General features: G+C 34.7%; 20 protein-coding genes. 12 read left to right on the top strand and 8 right to left on the bottom strand.

Features of this window, described 5'->3' with window-relative positions:
- Window positions 1-185: 185 nt before the first annotated feature.
- Complete coding sequence (locus tag AC1RP1_RS00415; protein ID WP_481761076.1) at window positions 186-1,724, top strand: zinc ribbon domain-containing protein; 1,539 nt, start codon at window positions 186-188, stop codon at window positions 1,722-1,724.
- Window positions 1,725-1,742: 18 nt separating this feature from the next.
- Window positions 1,743-2,588: a DUF6574 domain-containing protein gene (locus tag AC1RP1_RS00410; RefSeq protein ID WP_481761077.1), complete on the top strand. Its 846-nt coding sequence runs from the start codon at window positions 1,743-1,745 to the stop codon at window positions 2,586-2,588.
- An 85-nt stretch (window positions 2,589-2,673) separates the two neighbouring features.
- Here the strand turns inward: AC1RP1_RS00410 and mnmG are convergent, their stop codons facing one another.
- The 4 genes from mnmG to jag all read right to left on the bottom strand — a co-directional run bounded on the left by mnmG (window position 2,674) and on the right by jag (window position 7,409).
- Window positions 2,674-4,584 (bottom strand): tRNA uridine-5-carboxymethylaminomethyl(34) synthesis enzyme MnmG, encoded by a 1,911-nt coding sequence (mnmG, locus tag AC1RP1_RS00405; RefSeq protein WP_481761078.1) that lies wholly within the window; start codon window positions 4,582-4,584, stop codon window positions 2,674-2,676.
- 24 nt (window positions 4,585-4,608) lie between these two features.
- A complete protein-coding gene (mnmE, locus tag AC1RP1_RS00400) occupies window positions 4,609-5,997 on the bottom strand; it encodes a tRNA uridine-5-carboxymethylaminomethyl(34) synthesis GTPase MnmE (RefSeq protein ID WP_481761079.1) in 1,389 nt (462 codons plus the stop codon).
- Window positions 5,998-6,204: 207 nt separating this feature from the next.
- A complete protein-coding gene (locus tag AC1RP1_RS00395; RefSeq protein ID WP_481761080.1) occupies window positions 6,205-6,657 on the bottom strand; it encodes a MarR family winged helix-turn-helix transcriptional regulator in 453 nt (150 codons plus the stop codon).
- A 26-nt stretch (window positions 6,658-6,683) separates the two neighbouring features.
- On the bottom strand, window positions 6,684-7,409 hold the full coding sequence (jag, locus tag AC1RP1_RS00390; RefSeq protein ID WP_481761081.1) for an RNA-binding cell elongation regulator Jag/EloR: 726 nt from the start codon (window positions 7,407-7,409) through the stop codon (window positions 6,684-6,686).
- A 168-nt stretch (window positions 7,410-7,577) separates the two neighbouring features.
- Between jag and AC1RP1_RS00385 the strand changes: the two genes are divergently transcribed.
- Window positions 7,578-8,432 (top strand): aldo/keto reductase, encoded by an 855-nt coding sequence (locus tag AC1RP1_RS00385; protein WP_481761083.1) that lies wholly within the window; start codon window positions 7,578-7,580, stop codon window positions 8,430-8,432.
- A gap of 58 nt (window positions 8,433-8,490) precedes the next feature.
- Here AC1RP1_RS00385 and AC1RP1_RS00380 read toward each other — a convergent pair whose 3' ends face one another.
- The 4 genes from AC1RP1_RS00380 to rpmH form a co-directional block, all read right to left on the bottom strand.
- Entirely contained in the window at window positions 8,491-8,688 is a 198-nt protein-coding gene (locus AC1RP1_RS00380; protein WP_409021843.1) for a PspC domain-containing protein, read from the bottom strand.
- Window positions 8,689-8,774: 86 nt separating this feature from the next.
- The gene (gene yidC / locus AC1RP1_RS00375; protein ID WP_481761084.1) at window positions 8,775-9,614 is read right to left on the bottom strand and encodes a membrane protein insertase YidC; all 840 of its coding nucleotides are present in this window, start codon (window positions 9,612-9,614) and stop codon (window positions 8,775-8,777) included.
- Between the two features lie 22 nt (window positions 9,615-9,636).
- Window positions 9,637-9,975, bottom strand: coding sequence for a ribonuclease P protein component (gene rnpA, locus AC1RP1_RS00370; RefSeq protein WP_409021846.1), 339 nt, complete (start codon window positions 9,973-9,975; stop codon window positions 9,637-9,639).
- Between the two features lie 64 nt (window positions 9,976-10,039).
- Window positions 10,040-10,174: a 50S ribosomal protein L34 gene (gene rpmH / locus AC1RP1_RS00365; RefSeq protein WP_057974157.1), complete on the bottom strand. Its 135-nt coding sequence runs from the start codon at window positions 10,172-10,174 to the stop codon at window positions 10,040-10,042.
- A 510-nt stretch (window positions 10,175-10,684) separates the two neighbouring features.
- Here rpmH and dnaA point away from each other — a divergent pair.
- The 9 genes from dnaA to rpsR all read left to right on the top strand — a co-directional run bounded on the left by dnaA (window position 10,685) and on the right by rpsR (window position 20,851).
- Window positions 10,685-12,037 (top strand): chromosomal replication initiator protein DnaA, encoded by a 1,353-nt coding sequence (gene dnaA / locus AC1RP1_RS00360; RefSeq protein WP_481761085.1) that lies wholly within the window; start codon window positions 10,685-10,687, stop codon window positions 12,035-12,037.
- 170 nt (window positions 12,038-12,207) lie between these two features.
- Window positions 12,208-13,347: a DNA polymerase III subunit beta gene (gene dnaN, locus AC1RP1_RS00355; protein ID WP_481761086.1), complete on the top strand. Its 1,140-nt coding sequence runs from the start codon at window positions 12,208-12,210 to the stop codon at window positions 13,345-13,347.
- A gap of 311 nt (window positions 13,348-13,658) precedes the next feature.
- Window positions 13,659-13,886 (top strand): S4 domain-containing protein YaaA, encoded by a 228-nt coding sequence (gene yaaA, locus AC1RP1_RS00350; RefSeq protein ID WP_057974154.1) that lies wholly within the window; start codon window positions 13,659-13,661, stop codon window positions 13,884-13,886.
- An 8-nt stretch (window positions 13,887-13,894) separates the two neighbouring features.
- Window positions 13,895-15,028 (top strand): DNA replication/repair protein RecF, encoded by a 1,134-nt coding sequence (gene recF / locus AC1RP1_RS00345; RefSeq protein WP_409021849.1) that lies wholly within the window; start codon window positions 13,895-13,897, stop codon window positions 15,026-15,028.
- A gap of 19 nt (window positions 15,029-15,047) precedes the next feature.
- Entirely contained in the window at window positions 15,048-16,985 is a 1,938-nt protein-coding gene (gene gyrB, locus AC1RP1_RS00340; protein ID WP_481761146.1) for a DNA topoisomerase (ATP-hydrolyzing) subunit B, read from the top strand.
- An 86-nt stretch (window positions 16,986-17,071) separates the two neighbouring features.
- The gene (gene gyrA / locus AC1RP1_RS00335; protein WP_481761147.1) at window positions 17,072-19,522 is read left to right on the top strand and encodes a DNA gyrase subunit A; all 2,451 of its coding nucleotides are present in this window, start codon (window positions 17,072-17,074) and stop codon (window positions 19,520-19,522) included.
- A 197-nt stretch (window positions 19,523-19,719) separates the two neighbouring features.
- A complete protein-coding gene (gene rpsF / locus AC1RP1_RS00330) occupies window positions 19,720-20,013 on the top strand; it encodes a 30S ribosomal protein S6 (RefSeq protein WP_409021850.1) in 294 nt (97 codons plus the stop codon).
- 37 nt (window positions 20,014-20,050) lie between these two features.
- The gene (gene ssb / locus AC1RP1_RS00325; protein ID WP_409021851.1) at window positions 20,051-20,578 is read left to right on the top strand and encodes a single-stranded DNA-binding protein; all 528 of its coding nucleotides are present in this window, start codon (window positions 20,051-20,053) and stop codon (window positions 20,576-20,578) included.
- A gap of 18 nt (window positions 20,579-20,596) precedes the next feature.
- Window positions 20,597-20,851 (top strand): 30S ribosomal protein S18, encoded by a 255-nt coding sequence (gene rpsR / locus AC1RP1_RS00320; protein ID WP_057974148.1) that lies wholly within the window; start codon window positions 20,597-20,599, stop codon window positions 20,849-20,851.
- Window positions 20,852-20,880 lie beyond the last annotated feature (29 nt).

Below are 20,880 nucleotides of genomic sequence, written 5' to 3'. Positions count from 1 at the left end.
TACTAATTCTGCATCTAACAACCTAAAAAAATACATAAGTACCAATGATTAAAATCCTATTTTATGCGATTGAGTTAGCCATTATTTTATAAACTAAAACTCGCTATGTATACACTAGATTTGGTAACTTTTAGTTAAGTAGTCAAAGTTAATCATATTATTAAGGTAGTTAAAAAGGAGATCCAATGATTAAAAAAGAACAAATCTATTATGCGCCTTCAGATGATTTATCTGGGAGTACGACAAAAAAATTCTGTCCTAATTGTGGAAGTGAAGTTCCTAAGGATGGTAATTTCTGTCCTAATTGTAATTTTGATTTACGTGTTAATTCAGTTGCGTCACAGCAACCTGTTACGCCGGTTCAACCAACACAACAACAAATGCCACCTACACAAACACGAACTGCAAATCCTAAATTACCCATCTCAGGTAAAACAAAATTCATCAGAATTTTGATTGGTATTATCGCTCTTATTATTGTTGTTGGCTACTATGCTGGAACAAAATATTACTCAAAAGAAAATCAAATTGAACGAATTACAGATGCATTAAAAACCGATAAAAACATGGAAGCTTATTTTTCAACATCGGATACGGCATTAAAAATTACTGATGAGTCTATGAAACCTGCATCAGATGCATGGGGTAGTACAGACTCTCTTAAAACTTTTAAAAACGAATTAACCAATGGAGCAAGCACTTCAACACATTTTCATTTAAAAGAAAATGGTAAACATTGGTTATTATTCCCTAAATATACGGCTGACTTTTCAACCGTTTCCGTTAACTTATCAACGAATAGCTCTGGGGCTGTTATCAAGATGAATGATAAAAAAGTTGCTACAGCTGACTCTGATAATTACAGTAAAACAATCTCAAATCTAGTTCCCGGTAACTACACAATAGAAGCAGCTGGCTCTATTGATGGTACTAAACTAAATAATAAATCGACTGAGACGCTCACTAGTTCAACTTCTAACGTCAATTTAGATTTAAGTACACTTACTTTTAGAATTAAAAGTATCGCAAATGCTGATATCTATGTTAATTCTAAAAAAGTTGGTACAACTGATGATGATGGTTCTGCAACAATTGGCCCTATTGCCTCTTCTGGAAACAATCGATTGCAGCTTAAAGAAAAGGTCGGAGACAACACTCTCGTTACCAGTGAATACCAAATTTCAGGTAGCGATGATGATAACGACGTAACTTTAAATAATACAGATGAAAATGGCTTTCAAGATAGTTCTAGTAGCAATTTATTCAATATTAATTTTCCTAATATGTTAACTCTAGATGATGCAGAAAGTTATATAGACAATTTATTTACCCAAATTGATGACTACACTATCGATGGTGATGACTCTAATGAGGATTCAAATGATAGTTATGGCTCAATAGGCAGTTTCTTTGTTAATGGCTCAAGCAATGCAGATGCCAAGGCATGGGTGACTATTGCTAAAAATTATCATGATGATGATGCAATCAGTAGTGTCTCTTATGACGCTAAAGTATTATCAGTAACACCGACAGATAAAAATAAATTTGATGTCGCTTATGATGTTACTTATACGTTCGATTTCACTGATAGTGACGATAATTATTCAACTAAAACACAAGTATTTAGATATACTGCTAAAGTTAATTATTCTAATAACGATGACTTCTTAATCAAGTCAATTACACCCGCTAAAAAAATTAGTGAAAAAATTGAAGACAACTAAACTTTGGAGGAAATAATCATGAAAACATGCCCAAACTGTAGTTCACAACAACCAGAAAATGTAAAATTTTGTACAAACTGTGGATTTGCCTTTTCCATTAAACCAGCCCAAGAAACGGCCGCAACACAATCACAAAACGTACAAGAACCAACAAAATTCCAACAACAATACACGCAACAACAAGATACTAAAGCTCAAAATGAGAATATTGAACAAGCTAAAACATTCGCATCAAATTATTGGTCTTATTTCTTAAATGCCATTAAACATCCCACAATTTTAGAAAATGGTCATAAATATTTCGGCTTTACGACAATTATTTTATTCGCCATATTTAATGATATTTTTGTAAAATTAATAATGGATAATGTTGCTAAATCTGTTAATTCAAGTCTATTTTCAGGACTCTTTAACACTCAAAGTACCTATGCGCCAACAATTGACAGTAGTGTCTACGCAAAATTATTTTTCTTAACACTACTAGCTTTTGCCTTTTACATACTAATTGGATTTTTTGTTCGTAATGTTGTTTTAGGCGATAAGAGTGATACCTTACTTTCATTTACAAATCGCTTTACACACTACCTCATGATCAATCTTGTATTAGCTGTCCTTAGTATGCTTTTCATGCTACTTGGAATGAGAGGCCTTGCTGTATTCATGTATGCTTTAATGGCCCTTATCATGAGTATTGCTTTCATTTTATCGATGATTATTGATACAAATCCACTTAAAATAGATAAACTTTACGGCGTTGTCATTGGACAACTTCTATTAGCTTTAGTTTTCATGATTGTTATGTCAGTATTTGCTGTCAGTTTAGCAGCCAACATAGCTTCAATCATCTCTGCAGCTGGATTTTAAGTTTATTGCTTAACCTAATTATAAAAAGTTAAAAAGGCACCAATCAAGTATACTTGATTGGTGCCTTTTCTGCATTTCTGTACTATTAATTATTAACTTTAGCAATCTTACCCTGTTCAATATAAACAGCAAGAATTGATAAATCAGCAGGATTCACACCACTAATACGACTAGCTTGAGCTAATGTTTCTGGTTGAATCTTAATGAATTTTTGACGCGCTTCCGTCGCAATTCCTTCAATAGAATCGTAATCAATATTTGTTGGAATTTTTTTAGCTTCCATACGTTTTAACTTCGCAACTTTTTCTTGTGCTTTTTTAATATAGCCTTCGTACTTAAATTGGATTTCTACTTGTTCAATAATTCTATGGTCTAATTCATGGTCAGGACCTGGAATAAACTTCTCAATGTCTGCGTAAGTTACCTCAGGGCGACGTAAAAATTCATTAGCCAACACGCCATCTTTCAAAGCGGCACTATTATGTTCTGCTAAGAATGCATTCACATCTTCAGTAGGTTTAATACGGAATGATTGTAATCTAGCTTTTTCGGCTTCAATTTCAGCTTTTTTAGCTTTAAAAATAGCTAATCTCTTTTCAGAAATTAAACCAATATCATATCCTTTTTCAGTTAAACGTAAATCAGCGTTATCATGACGTAAGATTAAGCGATATTCAGCACGAGATGTTAATAGACGATAAGGTTCGTTTGTCCCTTTTGTTACTAAATCATCAATCATAACACCGATATAAGCGTCACTTCGATTTAACGTAAAATCTTCGCGGCCTAAAGCACGTAACCCAGCGTTAATTCCTGCCATTATTCCTTGTCCAGCAGCTTCTTCATATCCAGAAGTCCCGTTTGTTTGACCAGCGGTATATAAATTCTTCACTAATTTAGTTTCAAGCGTTGGTCGTAATTGATAAGGAGCCACGACATCATATTCAATCGCATAACCCGGACGCATTAATTCAGCGTTTTCAAGGCCCTTAATTGAATGAATAATATCTTGTTGGACTTCTTCCGGCATTGACGTAGAAAGGCCCTGAACGTAAAATTCGTCCGTTGAACGGCCTTCTGGTTCTAAGAAGAGCTGATGACGAGGTTTATCAGAGAAACGAACAATTTTATCTTCAATAGATGGACAGTAACGTGGACCCACACCTTTAATAATTCCTGAGAACATAGGTGCACGATCAAGGTTAGCATTAATAATCTCATGCGTTTTCAAGTTGGTATACGTTAACCAACAAGATAATTGATTTTTAACATCAATATAATCTTCATCAGGTGTTTCAAAACTAAAGTGGTTAGGTTCAACATCCCCTGGTTGTTCATCAGTCACACTGTAATCAATTGTATTCCCATCAACACGAGGTGGTGTTCCAGTTTTAAAACGTTCTAAATCAAATCCAAGAGCTTCAAGATTTTCAGATAATTTAATTGCAGGTTGTGAATTATTAGGACCTGATGAATAACTCAATTCGCCAATAATAATCTTACCGCGAGCAGCCGTTCCAACTGTTAAAACAACACTTTTAGAACGGTATTTTGCCCCAGTATTTGTTACAACACCATGACATTCGCCATCTTCAACAATTAAACTATCGACTGTTCCTTGACGTAACGTTAGGTTTTCTTCTTTTTCCATTGTATGTTTCATTTCACTTGAATAAAGATGTTTATCAGCTTGTGCCCGTAATGCTCTAACAGCTGGACCTTTACCAGTATTTAACATACGCATTTGTACATAAGTTTTATCGATGTTACGACCCATTTCGCCACCTAAGGCATCAATTTCACGTACAACAATTCCTTTAGCTGGACCACCAATTGAAGGATTACATGGCATAAAAGCAACCATGTCTAAACTAATTGTGATAAGTAATGTTTTATTACCCATTCGTGCAGCAGCGAGTGCTGCTTCTGAACCAGCATGTCCAGCACCAACCACAATTACATCATAATCTGGGCCGTCATAAGTTTTAATGTCCATTTATATTCTCCTATTTACTAACAATTATTTACCTAAACAGAATTGACTAAATAATTCTGTGAGTAATTCATCTTTGTAGCTATCACCAGTGATTTCACCAAGTAATTCCCAACTTCTAGTCATGTCAATTTGAACTAAATCGATTGGCATACCGGAAGCAATCCCAGTGATCACATCATCTAAAGCAGTCTCAGCTTGATTTAACAAGCCAATATGACGAGAATTAGTAATCATAACTGTTGTTTGGCTATTTTCAATTCCACCAAAGAATAAGTTAGCAATTTTTTCTTCAAGTTGCTTCACACCTTCATGATTTAAGACAGAAATAGAAATAATTTCCGTTGGATCAACCATACTTTCTAATTCTTTACGATCTAGATTTTCTGGTAAATCTGTTTTATTTAAGATAACAATTCGTTTATCATTCTGTGTTAATTTAATGAGCTGCTTATCTTCAGCAGACAAAGGTTCATTGCTATTCAAAACAAGCATGACTAAATCAGCTTGAACAATCGCTTCTTTCGAACGTTCAACCCCAATTTTTTCAACCTTATCTTCTGTATCACGAATACCGGCAGTGTCTACCAATTTCAAAGGTACACCCATAACGTTAACGTATTCTTCAATCACATCACGCGTTGTTCCAGCAACATCAGTTACAATGGCTTTATCTTCATGTAATAAGTGATTCAAAAGACTTGATTTACCAACATTAGGTCGACCAATTATGGCAGTAGCTAATCCTTCACGTAATACTTTACCTTGTTGCGCTGTTTGTAGTAATTCTTGAACATATTGCTTAACATCACGTGCTTTTTCAAGCAATAATTTAGTCGTCATTTCTTCACCAGCATCGTATTCTGGATAATCAATATTAACTTCAACTAATGCCAAAACATCTACGATATCTTTACGTAAATTGCGGATTAGACGTGCTAAATTACCATCTAACTGATTTAGTGCAACTTTCATTGAGCGATCTGTTTTAGCACGAATTAAATCCATAACAGCCTCAGCTTGAGATAAATCAATTCGACCATTTAAGAATGCTCGTTTTGTAAATTCACCAGGTTCAGCTAAGCGTGCCCCATTACTTAATAATAATTGTAAAATTTGATTCGTTGGTACAATACCACCATGACAGTTAATTTCAATCACATCTTCACGTGTAAATGTTTTAGGTGCTAACATAACTGAGACCATGACCTCATCGACTTCTTCATCCGTTTTAGGATTTAAAATATGTCCGTAGTTAATGGTATGACTATCAACGTTACCTAAATTTTTCCCTTTAAATACATTATTAGCAATTTGAACGGCATCCTCACCACTTAATCGAACAATTGAAATGGCACCTTCACCAGGTGGTGTTGATATAGCGGCAATTGTATCAAATTCTGTTAATTCTGGCATATCTTTAAATACTCCCTTCAAGTGCTCTATTAGCAGTTAATTAATCATATTCTTTAAATTTTTTCAAACAAAAAAAGGGCCCACTCCACGCCCTAAAAGGACGTGGATAAAGCACCTTCACTACTTTATCTAATATTAAGTTCAATGCCAATAATATACTTTTTTTACCGACATTTGTCAACAAGTCTGTTTGATGATTCTAATTCACTAACCACGAATACCGCGATTTTCTAATTTATTAGTAATCACTTTTAATTCATTAACATAACCAAGATATTCTTCTTCAGTCATATCAAATGAAGTAAAACAATTCGACATTTGTTTCATAATTCTATGTTTACTTCTTTTAGCTTTTCCAGTCAATGAGACATTCACACGGCGTTCATCCTCAGGATCTCTAGTCCGAAGAATCCAATCATCCTTTTCCATACGTTTTAAAAGTGGTGTTAATGTTCCGTTATCTAGATGTAACTTCGCACCAAGTTCCTTCACCATAACAGGTGACGTTTCCCACAATGAAAGTAACGTAATATATTGCGGATACGTTAAGCTAAATTCCTTCAGTGATTCTGTATAAAATTTATTGTAATCTTTTTGTGCTGTGTAAATAGCAAAACATAGTTCATCTTCTAATTTTTCTGGATCATGTTTTAAAGCCATGGGTGGGGACTCCCTTCTATTACTGACTATTTTTTATTTTTAGGCGCTACAATTACTGAGCGCTTAGGTTCTGTTCCAATCGATGTTGTTTTGATTCGGTTATTTCGTGCTAAATAAAAATGAATTTGCTTACGTTCGTTAGCAGGCATCGGGTCTAATTGTACCGTCTCACCCGTTCTAATAACATCCTTGGCCACTTTAATTGCAAGGCGCTCAATCGTTTCTTCGCGACGTTTACGGTAGCCACCAACATCTAGAATAACATTCATTCTGCTAACTGCTTTTTGATTCATATTAACTTGTGCTAAATATTGCAAAGCATTTAAACTTTTACCGTGTTTACCAATTAATAATCCTTGTTTACTCGTATTAAAATCATATGTTACCTGACGGCGCTCAAATTGAACATTAATTTCTGTATCAATACCCATTAATTCTGTAATGTCGGCCAAATAATAACCAACATCATGAACTGCTTTTTCATTAAGTTGACTTCTAGCAGCTTTTTCTGCTGCTGTTAGAGGCTTTGATGTAACACTATCTTTTTTTTCATCAATAATTTTCTTGCTTACTGGTTTTTCTGTTATTTTTTTTTCAATTAATTCAACTTCTGCCTTTTTGCGGCCAAAAAATAAAAATCCAGACTTACCTTCATTGATTATTTTAATTTCAATCTGTGTTTTTTCAAGCTTTAATGCAGCCAAACCGTTACTCACAGCTTGATCAACATTTTTTCCAGTAAATATGGGCATGTTCATCCTCCAAATATAATTATCATCGTTATATTATAGCACTAATTGACCCCTTATCTATACCCTTTTTCAGAACGATTTTTTTGAAAAGTTCTTTCATTTGACAAAATCTATAGGACTCAGCCTATAATGAAAATACTAAATATAAAAACTCGGAGGATTAATTCTATGAATAAATTAACAGACACATATGAATTAGCAAATGGTGTCAAAATTCCTGTTGTTGGTTTTGGTACTTGGCAAACACCAAGTGGTGATGTTGCTAAAGCATCTGTAAAATCAGCATTAGCTTCTGGTTACATACATTTAGATACTGCTGAAATGTACCACAATGAAAGTAGTGTTGGAGAAGGTATTGCCGAAAGCGGTGTTGCTCGTGAAGATATCTTTTTAACAAGTAAATTAGCTAATACAGCTCATACGTACGATGAAACACAAACAGCATTTGCACGAACATTAAAAGATTTAGGTGTTGATTACCTTGATTTATTCTTGATTCACTGGCCAAATCCTGCTGCTTATCGTGAAGATAATTGGGAAAGTCATCTTCAAGAAACATGGCGTGCATTTGAAGATCTTTATAATGAAGGTAAAATTAAAGCCATTGGTGTTTCTAACTTCCGTCCTCGTCATTTTAAAATTTTGGAAGAAACACAAACAATTACACCAATGATTAATCAAATTAGATTAGCTCCTGGTGATACTCCCAAAGAGACAATTGATTATTGTCACAAGCATAATATTCAATTAGAAGCTTATAGCCCATTAGGAACTGGTGCTATCTTTACGGAACCAACAATGGTTAAAATTGCTAATCGTATTGGTCGCAGTGTTGCACAAGTTACCTTACGTTGGTCATTACAAAATGGATTCTTACCACTTCCCAAATCTGTTCATGCTGACAGAATTGAAGAAAATACTCATTTATTTGATTTTGAATTATCTGATGAAGACATGGCAGAAATCAACTCTCTAGATGGTGTTGTTGGTCATGCTCAAGATCCAGATACAGCAACTTTCTAAAATGTTTCACGTGAAACAAAAATGCGTAACCAGATATATTCTGGTTACGCATTTTTAGTTATCTATAGTTTGATGATGCATTTGGCATGACTATTGCACATATGATGTAAACAATAATACCAGGGAATGCTGCACTCAGGACACTTAAAAGAACGTACCCTATTCTTGTTAATGTTGGGTCCCAGTTAAAAAATTCAGCAATACCACCGACAACACCAGCAATAATTCTATTATTAGATTTTGTTAATTTTCTCAATTTTAATCCTCCTCTTGTTAACCTTTTATGTAATTATATCCAAAATAAAAAACCAAAGCCACTAAATGGACTTTGGTTTTCAAAAATTACTTTTTGTTACGGCCCTTATAAGCTTTCTTTTTCGCTTTTTTAATAGCCTGTACTTTTTCTTTTTCAAGACGTACTTTTTCTTCACGTTCACGTGTAATTTTAAATGGATTATTAATTAACAATGTTTGTCCAACTGAGAATGCATTGGTAATAACCCAATATAATGACAAGGCTGATGGTAAGTTAACAGCTGTCACAAGAATCATTATTGGTGTACCATAAACCATCATCGTTGACATTGAGTTTGCTTCAGGTTGGGACATAACACCCAACTTAGAAACAAAGTAAGTTAAGATTGCAGCAAAAATTGGTAAGATGAAGTACGGATCTTTATCACCAAGCTGTAACCATAAAAATTCACCCGTCTTCAAAACGTTCGTTCTCAAAATAGCTTGATAAAGAGCTAATAAAATCGGCATCTGTACTAATAATGGTAAACATCCAGCAACAGGATTAATGCCTGCTTCTGCATATAATTTCTGTTGTTCTTCACGTAATTTTTGAACAGTTGCAGCATCTTTACCAGAATGCTTAGCTTGAAGTGCCTTCAATTGAGGTTGAACTTCAGCTGTTTTACGCATACTTTTTGTTTGATAAATCATTAATGGTAATAAAATAACCCTAATGATTATGGTAAAGATGATAATACCAACACCATAGTTCCCACCAAATAATTTTGAAAGGAAAATAATAGCCCTAGAGAAACTGAGGATGATACCGCCATCCCAAATTCCTGTACTATTTTCCGTTATTGGTGTTGTACTACATCCCGCTAGGACTAACATTAACCCCAACATACTTAATAGGACTAAAAATCGCTTACTCTTCTTTTTCACAAGAATACCCTCGCTCACTTTATTAGTCTAAAATTTTAGCTATTTTTAAAACATGTGTTAATTGTTTCTTGGATTCCTCTTGCGACAACCAAGCAACAGATGGTCTAGCAATAACCAAAAAATCGCAATCTTGTTTAAGATCTGGTTTCAATTCTAACAACGATTGACGAATACGGCGTTTAACCCAATTACGAGCAACAGCATTCCCAATACGTTTTCCAACTGAAATTCCAACTCTAAAATGAGCTTGTTCTGGTTTTTCCATCATATATATAACATACTTTCGGTTCGCACAAGATTGACCTTTTTTAAAAACTGTTTGGAACTCTGCTTCTTTTTTAACGCGATATGATTTTCTCATGTAATATCTCCAGTTAAATAGATACTGTATCTTTGTAATAAAAAAAACCACTGAAATCAGTGGTCTATGCAGACAATACTTTTCTACCTTTACGGCGTCTACGTGCTAAGACGTTACGGCCGCCTTTTGTACTCATGCGTTTACGGAAACCATGCACGCGTTCACGGTGACGTTTTTTAGGTTGGTATGTTCTTTTCATAATTTAGGCACCTCCTTAAATACTTAATGTTTCAACTAATCGGTATCTTGATAAAAATAAGATACCAGTGACGTCAATTTCACTTACCGGAATATAATACCATACTTCTTTCTTCTATGAAAGAAAATTATTAGAATTCAATGTAATTTAGTTATCCACACTTTTTCGCTATTTATTTTTTAGTTGTGGATGAGTTGTGAAACACATCTTGTCGTCCACAACTCGGAACACACACTTTTTCACAATAAACAGCCTGTTAATAAGTTATACACACCCTTAACTAAAAACTGTTAATAACTAATGAAAATCCTTTAATAACATACTTTATTTCAATCACTCATTTGTGGATAACATGGCAAACAAAACTGGTTTATCTTTTTATGCCCACCCCTGTGGAAAACTTATTAATGACCCTGTTATTATTTTTTACACATTTTTTTAAACCTGTGGAAAACCCTTCTTTAAAATGCTAAACTGTAGTTACGATTTATTTAAACAAGGAGGCTTTTTGTGCTTACTCTCGAAAATTTATGGTCCTCACTGACTGATTATTTCAAAACGCAACTCAACCCTGTTAGTTACGAAACTTGGATTTCATCAGCTGAACCAAAACAATTTATTAATAACGACCTTATTATTGAGCTACCCTCCCAGCTACATAAAACTTACTGGATACAACATCTAGCACCAAAAGTTGTTGCGTTTCTTTACGAATCAACTGGTGAAGAAATCAATCCCGTTTTAAAAATAAAGGGTGAATTAACCGCGGGCGGCCAATCAAATATGGCAGTATCAAATAGTTCAAACTCTAATAACGATAATGTCCCTACCTTTATGCGTGATGCCAAATTAAACGATAGATATACCTTTAGTACCTTCGTTACTGGAAAAGGTAATCAGATGGCCCACGCTGCTGCTTTGGTTGTTTCTGAAGAACCTGGCCGCTTGTACAACCCGCTCTTTTTCTATGGTGGTGTTGGTTTGGGTAAAACCCATTTAATGCACGCAATTGGTCACCAAATGCTTCTAAACAATCCTGATGCAAAAGTAAAATACGTTACAAGTGAAGCATTTACTAACGGCTTCATTAACTCACTTCGAAATAATACGCCCGAAGATTTCCGAAAAGAATATCGTAGTGTTGATCTCTTACTGGTGGATGATATTCAATTTTTTGCCGATAAAGAATCAACACAAGAAGAATTTTTCCATACATTTAACTCTTTATATGATGATAAAAAACAAATTGTCTTATCATCTGATCGTTTACCAAACGAAATACCAAAATTACAAAAACGTCTTATATCTCGCTTTAAATGGGGTCTTTCAGTTGATATAACCCCTCCTGATTTAGAAACTAGAATTGCTATTTTAAGAAATAAATCTGATGCTGAAAATCTTGAAATACCAGATGATACATTAAGTTATATTGCTGGCCAAATCGATTCGAATATTCGTGAACTTGAAGGCGCTTTGGTTAGAGTACAAGCGTACGCGACCTTATCAAACTCAGAAATAACAACGAGTTTAGCCGCCGATGCCTTAAAAAACTTAAGTTTAAAAGATAAATCAAATGAAATTTCAATTGCTATTGTTCAAGATCGGGTTGCTAAATATTTCCACGTTACTGTGGGCGATTTAAAAGGAAAAAAACGTGTTAAAGCAATTGTTATGCCACGTCAAATTGCTATGTACTTAAGTCGCGAACTTACCGACAATTCCTTACCTAAGATTGGATCTGAATTTGGTGGTAAGGATCATACAACGGTTATTCATGCTCACGAAAAAATTGCTGTAATGTTAGAAACTGATGACAAACTTCAGCGTCAAATTTCAGATCTTAAGAGTGAACTTAACCAATAATAGTTGTGGGCAATTGTGGATAAGGCGGCTTGTTTACTCACAGGTTATCCACATGTGAATTCTTTTATTTACATGGTCCCAACGTATTTCTTAACATGATTAACAGGCCCTACTACTGCTTCTATTCTTTTATTACTTAATTAATAACTAAACTTACCGGAGGATTTACTATGGAATTTACAATTAATCGATCAGCATTCATTAAACAATTAACAGATGTTCAAAGAGCTATTTCTTCAAAAACAACAATTCCTATATTAACGGGTATCAAAGTTGTCTTAACTGCTTCTGGTTTACTTTTAACAGGTAGTGATGCAGATGTTTCTATTGAAACTTTTTTATCTGTTGAAGATGAATCTAATAACTTAACAATTGAATCAACTGGTGAAATTGTGCTACCTGCACGATTCTTTAGCGAAATTGTTAAAAAATTACCGCAAGATACTTTTTCATTAACAGTGACTGATGGTTATCAAACTGAGATTACTTCTGGATCAGCCTCATTCAATATTAATGGGTTAGATGCAAATAACTATCCTCACTTACCAGAAATTGATACTGATGATAATTTAATTTTTTCGGGATCAATCTTAAAACAAATTATTAGCCAAACTGTTATTGCCGTTTCTAACCAAGAAAGTCGCCCTATTTTAACTGGTGTTCACTTTGTCATTGAAAATGGTGAGTTTTTAGCAGTCGCAACAGATAGTCATCGTTTGAGCCAACGTAAAATTACATTGGAAGGCGCAAACGATGCAAAATATGATGTTATTATTCCTGGTAAATCTTTAGTAGAATTATCACGAATGATTGACGATTCTAATCCAGATATTGAAATGCGTATTTCAGAAAACCAAGTACTCTTTATTCTTGGAAATACCTCATTTTATTCACGTTTATTAGAAGGAAATTATCCTGATACAACTCGTCTAATTCCTAAAGAATCAGCTACAGACATTGAGTTTAATGCGCCTAAATTATTATCAGCAATTGAACGTGCGTCATTACTATCACATGAAAGCCGTAATAACGTTGTTAAACTAGCGATTAATACGGCAGAACAAAAAGTTGTCATTTATAGTAACTCGCCTGATGTTGGTAATGTTGAGGAAGCATTAGAATTTAGCAATTTATCAGGAAATGATCTTGAAATTTCATTTAATCCAGACTATATGAAAGATGCTTTAAGATCATTTGGACAAACTGAAATTAAAGTTGCGTTTACACAACCATTACGACCATTTACCTTAGTCCCAACTGAAGATACAACGCAATTTATTCAATTAATTACACCAGTTCGAACATTCTAATTAATTGTTCGTGTATGAATAACTAATAAAAATAGAGTAAAAGCAGCCAATAAAACTGTTTTTACTCTATTTTTTTAGGTAAATTATATTAAAAGTGAGAAATGAATTTTATGGTTTGATTTTGACTAAAAAAATAAGGCAATAGTGAATTGTAGTCATTTAATTAAAAATATAGCCTTTTAAGTAATTTTAGAGTAAAAAGACTAATTAAAACTTAAATCGCTTAAATCGGCTTAAAATGAGATGTGAAATTGTAATTTTGCGAAAAAAAAGGTATAATAGAAAAGGAAGAAAATGGAGGTTGACGACAATTGAAATCAGATATTTATTTAGAAACACCTTACATGATGCTACAACAAGTTTTGAAATCAGAAACAATTATTAATTCTGGTGGCGAAGCAAAATGGTTTTTACGTGAAAATGAAGTCCTTGTAAATGGTGAATTAGAAGACCGACGTGGACGTAAATTATACCCTGGCGATGTTATTGAAGTTCCAGGTATTGCAATTATTACGATGCATTCAATGGACGAAAAGTAGGCTTATCAATGTATCTAGAAAATTTAACCTTGAGGGATTATCGTAACTATGAAGATTTAAATATCTCATTTTCACCAGCAATCAATATATTACTTGGTGAAAATGCTCAGGGTAAAACGAATTTATTGGAAGCAATTTATGTGTTATCAATGACTCGAAGTCATAGAACGAATAATGATAAAGAGTTGATTAAGTGGGATAAGACAGCTGCGATAATCCAAGGTCGGGTGAATAAGCAAGTAGGGTCATTGCCACTCGAGATTCAAATTAATTCTAAAGGTAAAAAAGCTAAAGTTAATCATCTTGAACAGGCCAAATTGTCACAGTACATTGGACAGTTCAATGTGATTTTGTTTGCACCAGAGGATTTAGCCCTTGTAAAGGGTGCCCCATCAGTAAGAAGAAGATTTGTTGATATGGAATTTGGCCAAATTAATGCACGTTATTTATATAATTTAGGTCAATACCGAACTATTTTGAAACAGCGTAATCAATATCTAAAACAGTTACAGCATAAAAAAGACCAAGATTTAGTTTTTTTAGATGTATTATCTGATCAATTAGCTGCTTTTGGCGCAGAAATTGTACATCAACGCTTAATATTTCTTAAACAACTTGAATTCTGGGCTAACCAATTACAAGAAGAGATTACACAGTCCGCTGAAACGTTAACATTTGAGTATGCCACTCATTTGGAAAACGCGTCAGAAAAAACGATTGAACAGTTGTATACGCAATTACAAAATGATTTAAAAAAATCAATAAAAAAAGAAATATTTCAAGGGACAACCTTAGCTGGGCCACATCGTGATGATGTGCGTTTTTTAATTAACGGCAAAAACGTTCAAACATATGGATCTCAAGGACAACAAAGAACAACAGCATTATCAGTCAAATTAGCCGAAATTGAGTTAATGAAAGAGGAAACTGGGGAATATCCAGTCCTTCTTTTGGATGATGTTCTTTCTGAATTGGATGATATGCGTCAAACACATCTTTTGAAGACGATTCAAAATAAGGTTCAAACATTTTTAACAACACCAAACTTAAGTGGTATTGCTAGATCGTTAATTAATGAACCTAAGATTTTTCATATTAATCAAGGTAACTTACTCGAAGAGGAGGAACATATAGTTGACTGATCAAGAGAAACAAGCTGAAATAGCAGAAGAATTACATGAAGAAAAAGCAAAAGAATATGATGCGAGCCAAATTCAAGTTTTAGAAGGACTTGAAGCTGTTAGAAAACGTCCCGGTATGTATATTGGAACAACGGCTTCACAAGGTCTTCATCACTTAGTTTGGGAAATTATTGATAATGGTATCGATGAAGCATTGGCTGGTTTTGCCGATGAAATTAATGTTGTTGTCGAAAAAGACAACAGTATAACAGTTCGTGATAATGGACGTGGTATCCCTGTTGATATCCAAGCAAAAACAGGCCGTCCAGCGCTTGAAACCGTTTTTACAATTTTACATGCTGGGGGTAAATTTGGCGGTGGTGGTTATAAAGTTTCTGGTGGACTTCATGGAGTTGGTGCTTCAGTTGTTAATGCATTATCAACTGAGCTAGATGTTCAGGTTATTCGTGAAGGTAAAGTCTACGGTATGGACTTTGCTCGCGGTAAAGTTAAAACAGAGATGTCAGTTGTAGGTGAAGCACCTGAAAATGAACATGCAACGATTGTTCATTTTGTACCGGATTCTGATATTTTTACGGAAACAACTGTCTATGATATTAAAGTATTAACAACGCGAATTCGTGAATTAGCATTCTTGAATAAAGGCCTTAAAATTACGATTGATGATAAACGTGATGGTGGACCCGGATTACAAGAATTCCATTATGCCGGTGGTATTAAGCATTATGTTGAATACTTAAATAAAAATAAAGATGTTATTTTCCCAGAACCTATCTATGTTGAAGGTGAACAAAAAGGGATTATTGTTGAAGTTGCCCTCCAATATACAGATGATTATCATAGTAATTTATTAACTTTCACAAATAATATTCATACTTATGAGGGTGGTACTCATGAATCTGGTTTTAAGACAGCCTTAACCCGGGTTATAAATGATTACGCTCGTAAAAATAATCTTATGAAAGAAAATGATGCTAATCTTTCTGGTGAAGATGTTCGTGAAGGATTGACGGCTGTTGTCAGTATTAAACATCCAGATCCTCAATTTGAAGGTCAAACAAAAACAAAATTAGGTAATTCAGATGCGCGTACGGTTACTGATCGTACTTTCTCTGAACATTTTACTAAGTTTTTAATGGAAAATCCTAAAGAAGCTAAAATTATTGTAGAAAAAGGCTTATTAGCTGCTAGAGCTCGAGTAGCTGCTAAACATGCTCGTGAAGTAACACGTAAAAAAAGTGGGCTTGAAATCAGTAACTTACCCGGTAAGTTAGCTGATAATACAAGTAAAGATCCTGCAATTAGTGAATTATTTATCGTCGAAGGTGATTCAGCCGGCGGTTCAGCTAAACAGGGTCGTTCACGGTTAACACAAGCTATCTTACCGATTCGTGGTAAGATTTTGAATGTTGAAAAAGCAAGTTTAGATAAAATTTTAGCCAATGAAGAAATTCGTTCATTATTTACAGCTATGGGAACAGGTTTTGGTGGCGAATTTAATGTTGAAAAAGCTAATTATCATAAATTAATTATTATGACTGATGCTGATGTCGATGGTGCCCATATTAGAACGTTATTATTAACACTGTTCTATCGTTACATGCGTCCACTTGTTGAAGCAGGATTCGTGTATATTGCGCAACCACCTTTATATCAAATTAGACAAGGTAAGATGATTCGTTATGTCGATACTGAAGAAGAATTAGAAGAAATTCAAGGGCAATTGGCACCAACACCAAAACCCGTTATTCAACGATATAAAGGTCTTGGAGAAATGGATGCTTCTCAATTGTGGGAAACAACTATGGATCCAGATGCTCGTCGTTTATTACGTGTTAACGTCGACGATGCCATTGAAGCTAATGATGTCTTTAATATGTTAATGGGTGATCGTGTAGAACCTAGACGTGAATTTATTGAAAAAAATGCCACTTACGTAGAAAACTTAGATATTTAAAAACTTAGTCGTAAAGGAGGTTGAAAATTTTGGCAGAAGAATTACCAGCTACAAGCCGGATAAAAGATGTTAATCTTTCCGGAGAAATGAAAAAATCATTCTTGGATTATGCTATGAGCGTTATTGTTGCTCGTGCACTTCCTGATGTTCGAGATGGGTTGAAACCTGTCCATCGTCGTATTTTATACGGGATGAGTGAATTAGGGATTACGCCTGATAAACCATACAAAAAATCAGCTAGAATTGTTGGGGATGTTATGGGTAAGTACCATCCTCATGGTGATTCATCGATTTATGAAGCGATGGTTCGTATGGCCCAAGACTTTAGTTACCGTTACATGTTAGTTGATGGGCATGGTAACTTTGGTTCTGTCGATGGTGATGGCGCTGCTGCTATGCGTTATACTGAAGCTAGAATGAGTAAAATAGCTGTTGAAATGATGCGTGATATCAATAAAGATACCATTGATTTCATGGATAATTACGATGGCAGTGAACATGAACCAGTTGTTTTACCTGCGCGTTTTCCTAACTTATTAGTTAATGGTGCAACAGGTATTGCCGTTGGTATGACAACGAATATTCCGCCACATAATTTGTCAGAAGTTATTTCTGGATTACATATTTTGATGGATAATCCTGATGCAACTGTGGCTGATTTGATGGAGGCTATCCCTGGTCCTGATTTTCCAACTGGGGCTACTGTTCTAGGTAAATCTGGTATTCGTAAAGCTTACGAAACAGGTAAGGGAACAATAACAATTCGTTCAAAAGTTGAAATTGAAGAACAAAAGAATGGTAAAGAACGTATTATCGTTGATGAACTTCCTTACATGGTTAATAAAGCACGTTTAATTGAACGTATTGCTGATTTAGCTCGTGATAAAAAAATTGAAGGTATCACTGATATTAATGATGAGTCTGATCGTGAAGGATTACGAATTGTGATCGATATTCGTCGTGATATGAGTGCTTCAGTTGTGTTGAATAACCTTTATAAATTAACGTTATTACAAACATCTTTCAGTTTTAATATGCTAGCAATCGTTAATGGTATTCCAAAAGTTCTAAGTTTAAAGGAAATGCTTGTTTATTACCTTGAACATCAAGAAAAAGTTATCCGTCGTCGTACGCAATTTGAATTGAAAAAGGCACGTGCTCGCGCACATATCCTTGAAGGTTTAAGAATTGCACTCGATCATATTGATGAAATTATTAGAATTATCCGTAGCTCAAATACGGGTGAACTTGCTAAAAATCAATTGATGGGTAATTATGGTTTATCAGATAAACAAGCTCAAGCTATTTTAGATATGCGATTAGTTCGTTTAACTGGTTTAGAACGTGAAAAAATTGAAGAAGAATATCAAAATTTAATGGCATCAATCGCTGATTTTGAAGATATTTTGGCTCATGACTCACGTATTCATGATATTATTTATCAAGAATTGTTAGATTTACAAGCTAAATTTGGTGATGAACGTCGTACTGAATTATTAATTGGCGAAGTATTGAATCTTGAAGATGAAGATTTGATTGAAGAAGAAGAAGTTATGATTACATTAACGCATAACGGTTATGTAAAACGTCTTGCAACTGATGAATTCAAAGCACAAAACCGTGGTGGCCGTGGCGTTCAAGGTATGGGTGTTCATGATGATGACTTTATTGAACATCTTGTGTCGACATCAACGCATGATACCCTACTATTCTTCACGAATGCTGGTAAAGTGTACCGTATGAAGGGGTATGAAATTCCTGAATATGGACGCACAGCTAAAGGAATTCCTGTCATTAATCTTTTAGGGGTTAATTCTGGTGAGAAAATCCAAGCTGTTATCAACGTAAGCAAGCAAGAAAATGATGAACGTTATCTTTTCTTTACGACGCTTAACGGAACAGTTAAGAGAACACCGGTGTCAGAATTTTCTAACATACGAAATAATGGTTTAAAAGCGATTAAATTGCATGATGAAGATGAATTAATTAACGTTGCTATCACAGATGGCACGCAGAATATGATTATTGGAACGCATCGAGGTTACGCAGTATCATTTGCTGAAAATGATGTTCGTTCAATGGGTCGTTCTGCTTCTGGTGTTCGTGGTATTCGGTTAAGAGAAGATGATTACGTTGTAGGAGCTGATTTATTAGCTGCTGATAGTCACGTATTTATCATTTCTGAAAAAGGATACGGTAAGCAAACACCCGCTTCGGCTTATGCAATTAAAGGCCGTGGTGGAAAAGGAATTAAGACAGCTAACATTTCTGAAAAGAATGGACCAATTGCTGGGTTAGCAACCGTTCAAGGTGATGAAGATATCATGTTAATTACGGATCAAGGTGTTATGATTCGCTTTAATGTGAAGAACGTGTCAAAAACGGGCCGTGCTACTTTAGGAGTTCATTTAATTCGAATTGATGAGAATGCTAAAGTTGCAACAATGGCAAAAGTTGAAGCTACTCCTGAAGAAACAACTACTATTTTAGATGCAGTTGTATCAGACGTTGAAAGTGAAACAAATGACTTAGAATAAACTAAATTAAAAAAATAAAATAAAATCCTAATTAACGGCGTACTTAATAAGTGTGTAGTTAATTAGGATTTTCTTGCTTTAAGTGAATGGCAGTGATATAATTTTAGTTCGTAAGTGTCTATGGCATTAAATAGATAACTTTCCTTGTTCTTGCCACGAGGTAAGGACCTAAAGTCCATAAGGAGGTGTAAACAGTCATGAGTAAATATGAAATTACTTATATCATCCGTACCGATCTTGATGAAGCAGCTAAAGCAGCTTTGATCGAACGTTTCGATGGTATTTTAACAAGTAATGGTGCAGAAATCGTTACTTCAAAAGACTGGTCAAAACGTCGTCTTGCATACGAAATCAGCGGTTATAATGAAGGTATCTACCATATCATTAATGCTACAGCCGATGACGATATCGCAATTAACGAATTTGATCGTCTTTCAAAGATTAATGAAGGAATCTTGCGTCATATGATCATTAACAGAGATGAAAAATAATTCATTTTAATAAAATAACGGAGAGGAGCAATACATTATGATTAATAGAACAGTACTTGTCGGACGTTTAACAAGAGACCCTGATTTACGCTACACAGCTAGTGGTGCTGCAGTTGCAACTTTTACAGTTGCAGTTAATCGACAATTCACGAACGCTTCTGGCGAACGTGAAGCCGATTTTATTAACTGTGTTATCTGGCGAAAAGCAGCCGAGAACTTCGCTAACTTTACGCATAAAGGTTCTTTAATTGGTGTCGATGGACGAATTCAAACGCGTTCATATGATAATCAACAAGGAACTCGCGTGTATGTTACTGAAGTTGTCGTAGAAAACTTTTCGTTGCTTGAATCAAAATCTCAATCAAGCCAACAACAAGGTAACGCTAATAATCAAAGCAGCGCTCCTCAATCAAGTTCATCATCAAATAACAATGCTAACCCATTTGGTGGCGCAAGTTCGAATAATAATTCAAACACAACGCAATCTAATGATTCAGCAACAGTTGATCCATTTGCAAATAATGGCCAACAAATTGATATTTCTGATGACGACCTACCATTCTAATTAGAGGAGGAAACTCACATGGCACAACAACAACAACGTAGAGGTGGTGGCGGTGGCGCACGTCGTCGACGTAAAGTTGACTTCATCGCAGCTAACCACATCGATTATATCGATTATAAAGATACAGACTTGTTAAAACGTTTCATTTCAGAACGTGGTAAGATTTTACCTCGTCGTGTTACGGGAACAAGCGCTAAAAACCAACGCAGTTTAACAATTGCAATTAAACGCTCACGTATTATGGGCTTATTACCATTCGTTTCAGAAGAATAGTAATATCTAGGGAAGACTATGCAAATAGT

It is taken from the genome of Dellaglioa sp. CoH-56-MRSF-13, assembly GCF_056782095.1.
This window is presented reverse-complemented; position numbering and strand designations above follow the sequence as displayed.

Bases quoted from the DNA above. Each gene is read 5' to 3' on its own strand.
- rpsF (WP_409021850.1), top strand. From the start codon at position 19,720: ATGAGTAAATATGAAATTACTTATATCATCCGTACCGATCTTGATGAA.
- mnmE (WP_481761079.1), bottom strand. From the start codon at position 5,997: ATGCCAGAATTAACAGAATTTGATACAATTGCCGCTATATCAACACCA.
- AC1RP1_RS00410 (WP_481761077.1), top strand. From the start codon at position 1,743: ATGAAAACATGCCCAAACTGTAGTTCACAACAACCAGAAAATGTAAAA.
- mnmG (WP_481761078.1), bottom strand. From the start codon at position 4,584: ATGGACATTAAAACTTATGACGGCCCAGATTATGATGTAATTGTGGTT.
- rpsR (WP_057974148.1), top strand. From the start codon at position 20,597: ATGGCACAACAACAACAACGTAGAGGTGGTGGCGGTGGCGCACGTCGT.
- ssb (WP_409021851.1), top strand. From the start codon at position 20,051: ATGATTAATAGAACAGTACTTGTCGGACGTTTAACAAGAGACCCTGAT.
- AC1RP1_RS00385 (WP_481761083.1), top strand. From the start codon at position 7,578: ATGAATAAATTAACAGACACATATGAATTAGCAAATGGTGTCAAAATT.
- jag (WP_481761081.1), bottom strand. From the start codon at position 7,409: ATGCCCATATTTACTGGAAAAAATGTTGATCAAGCTGTGAGTAACGGT.
- AC1RP1_RS00415 (WP_481761076.1), top strand. From the start codon at position 186: ATGATTAAAAAAGAACAAATCTATTATGCGCCTTCAGATGATTTATCT.
- dnaN (WP_481761086.1), top strand. From the start codon at position 12,208: ATGGAATTTACAATTAATCGATCAGCATTCATTAAACAATTAACAGAT.
- gyrA (WP_481761147.1), top strand. From the start codon at position 17,072: ATGAAAAAATCATTCTTGGATTATGCTATGAGCGTTATTGTTGCTCGT.
- recF (WP_409021849.1), top strand. From the start codon at position 13,895: ATGTATCTAGAAAATTTAACCTTGAGGGATTATCGTAACTATGAAGAT.
- rpmH (WP_057974157.1), bottom strand. From the start codon at position 10,174: ATGAAAAGAACATACCAACCTAAAAAACGTCACCGTGAACGCGTGCAT.
- AC1RP1_RS00395 (WP_481761080.1), bottom strand. From the start codon at position 6,657: ATGGCTTTAAAACATGATCCAGAAAAATTAGAAGATGAACTATGTTTT.
- rnpA (WP_409021846.1), bottom strand. From the start codon at position 9,975: ATGAGAAAATCATATCGCGTTAAAAAAGAAGCAGAGTTCCAAACAGTT.